General features: G+C 42.6%; 3 protein-coding genes. 2 read left to right on the top strand and 1 reads right to left on the bottom strand.

Features of this window, described 5'->3' with window-relative positions:
* Positions 1-193: 193 nt before the first annotated feature.
* Both KTH90_RS24650 and KTH90_RS24645 read left to right on the top strand, forming a co-directional pair.
* Positions 194-655: a phage holin family protein gene (locus KTH90_RS24650; RefSeq protein WP_238727615.1), complete on the top strand. Its 462-nt coding sequence runs from the start codon at positions 194-196 to the stop codon at positions 653-655.
* The gene (locus tag KTH90_RS24645; protein ID WP_238727614.1) at positions 648-1673 is read left to right on the top strand and encodes a GH25 family lysozyme; all 1026 of its coding nucleotides are present in this window, start codon (positions 648-650) and stop codon (positions 1671-1673) included. The genes KTH90_RS24650 and KTH90_RS24645 overlap by 8 nt, the downstream gene beginning before the upstream one ends.
* A gap of 617 nt (positions 1674-2290) precedes the next feature.
* On the opposite strand, the gene KTH90_RS25555 is transcribed toward KTH90_RS24645, so the two are convergent.
* Entirely contained in the window at positions 2291-2497 is a 207-nt protein-coding gene (locus KTH90_RS25555; protein ID WP_408626310.1) for a helix-turn-helix domain-containing protein, read from the bottom strand.
* Positions 2498-2631: the final 134 nt, after the last annotated feature.

Raw genomic sequence — 2631 nt, 5'->3', positions numbered from 1 at the left:
TCGTACCATTGCCTGATTTTTTAATATATCTACTGTCATGATCACCCGAAGTTTTATGGGTCGCTAAATTATTATTTGAATCAGAAAGGGGTGATAGATGGAATGTAGAAGCGATGGACAATATTTGATATATTTTCGACCGATCCTTCGGGGTCGGTTTTATTATGCTAAAAATGAAAGAGAGGAAAGAAAGATGAGTAAAGTTAAAGGAGCAGTAATCGTCGCTATATCAGCATTTATGAGTTGGATGGGAATTCTGGCTATACCGGTATTTTTGCTGGTCGGGAGTAACGTCATGGATTACGGAACCGGGCTGGTGGCGGCAAAATATCGCCAGGAAAATATTAAAAGCTATAAGAGTATACGCGGAATCGTTAAGAAGGTTTGTATGTGGCTATTAGTCATTGTTGGGGCCATGGTGGATACATTACTAAATTATGCCGTGGATTTTATGGGAATCGGGATCCAGCTGCCTTTTGTTGTGGCTACAGTTGTGGCAGTTTGGCTGGTCGCAAACGAAATTATAAGTATACTGGAAAACATGATAGATATTGGCGTGACTATGCCCCCATTTTTACTGCCGTTGATCAAAAACATTAAAAAGCAGGTGGAGGATAAGGCAAGAATTGATAGGGAGGAACAGGATAATGAGTAAATTTGGTGTAGATGTAAGTGATAATCAGGATCGGATTATCTGGCCAGAGGTAGCCGAGGGTGGTGTACAGTTTGCGATCCTGCGGACGGTACGGGGATCCGGAAAAACGGACTATCAGTTTGAGGCTAACTATACTGGGTGCCAGGATGCCGGTATACCGATCGGTGGGTACAAATATAGCTATGCCACAAGCGTAACGCAGGCCAGGAGCGAGGCGGATCAGGTTGTGACCCTCTTGGCGGGGCGTAAACTGGAACTACCAATCTGGTTTGACATGGAGGACAAGTGCCAGCGAGGATTATCCCGTGGTCGCCTGGCAGACATAGCAAATATCTTTATATCCGCAATTAGAACAGCAGGATACCAGGCTGGGATCTATTGCAATCTGGATTGGTACAAAAATGTGTTGCCGGTGTCCAGCATTAATACGGTTGATTGGTGGATCGCAAGGTATGGTTCAAACAACGGACGGGCCGAAGAGCGGTTTAAGCCGTCTATATCGGGCATGTCTGGCTGGCAGTATACGAGCCGCGGACGGGTTCCTGGGATATCCGGAAATGTAGATTGCAACATCCTGTACAGGGCTTATACTGGCATAGGATCTGGCAATACGGACATGGTGATCCCGTCGTATGGTCTTAAATATAGTGATACTGTAGAGAGTTTCCAATTTGCGGCCAACTGCGATGGATACCGGGATCAAAACGGGAAGCCTCTGACGGTTGACGGACTCAAAGGAAACAAAACAGATTATGTCGCGGGGCAGATACTTCTTAAGGCGGGGATATACTCTGATGGTTGGTACCGCGTGGGATCAGAGGGCGTGATGGTCAACTGGATTCAGATTCGGATGAATGAGCTGATTGGAGACCAGATTATTGATCTGCTGGGTCATCTGATGACAGAAGACGGACGCTTCGGCAACGACACCCGTTTGGCTGTCGGATTGTGGCAGGAGATTCAAAACCTTAAGGTGGACTATATCTGCGGTTCGGAAACGATAACAAGACTATTATAATTTAAAAACTTGAGAGCACCTGAAAGGGTGCTCTTTTTTGTGGGAGTAAATATTTGTAAAAGCAACCATTAATTACCATTGGATCCGGTGGAAAAACTAAATATGATGGATATATGGAGGTGGGATAATACATGGAGAAAGACTTTATGACAGAGTCAATCGAAAAGCAATACCGGATTTTGAAAAAGAGTAGATTGTTGCAATTAACACCTATACTTAGTGGAACATATTCTGTGTCGTGTCAATATTATACAGATATAAAGCGGCGTATGATTCCATATAGGATTAGTTTTGAATGTGAAGCCGGTATAGCACATATCTGGACAAATATACAGATATTTACATGTAATAATTGGGGATTATTCAGCAGTTATACCGGCATTACCAATGATGAAATATTCCACTATCGGTTCAGGTTGAAATATTATAAATTGACCAATAAATGGGAATTAAGAATATTATTAAATTCTACATCAAAGAAAGCATACTTATAAATAATAAATCACCCCGGTCATCACTGATATGATACCTCTAAAGTAGATAAGGTAAATAACCAAAATCCGCTTTAGAGGTATCATATCACAAGGGGCTGATCACACTGACCAGGGAATATCTTTCTAATTCTTATTTTGCCATTCTATAAGCTGATCTAGGGTGACTCCATATAACTGACAAAGTTGCGCAATATCATCGATTCTGGGTTCACGTTTTCCATTCTCCCAGTTACCAAGGCATTGTCTTGAGACATGTATTATATTTGCAGCCTCTTGTTGTGTTAGGCCGGAAGCTCGTCTGCATTCAGCCAATCTTTTCCCGATTTCCATAATGTTCACTCCCTTGATGGCTACATTATGAAGCGTTTTCGACGCGATTTCAAGTCCAAATAATAATTTAGCTGGCAAGGCTCCCGTCAATCATACCCATGCGTGGTCAGCTATAACGAGTAAACCGTCAACTT

The organism is Diplocloster modestus (assembly GCF_019042245.1).
Taxonomy (GTDB): Bacteria; Bacillota; Clostridia; order Lachnospirales; family Lachnospiraceae; genus Diplocloster; species Diplocloster modestus.
Note: the sequence above shows the minus strand (reverse complement) of the source record. Positions and strands in the feature narration are given on the sequence as shown.

What these genes read in the sequence shown, in the direction of transcription:
- KTH90_RS24650 (WP_238727615.1), top strand. Translation starts at nt 194, where the DNA reads ATGAGTAAAGTTAAAGGAGCAGTAATCGTCGCTATATCAGCATTTATG.
- KTH90_RS25555 (WP_408626310.1), bottom strand. Translation starts at nt 2,497, where the DNA reads ATGGAAATCGGGAAAAGATTGGCTGAATGCAGACGAGCTTCCGGCCTA.
- KTH90_RS24645 (WP_238727614.1), top strand. Translation starts at nt 648, where the DNA reads ATGAGTAAATTTGGTGTAGATGTAAGTGATAATCAGGATCGGATTATC.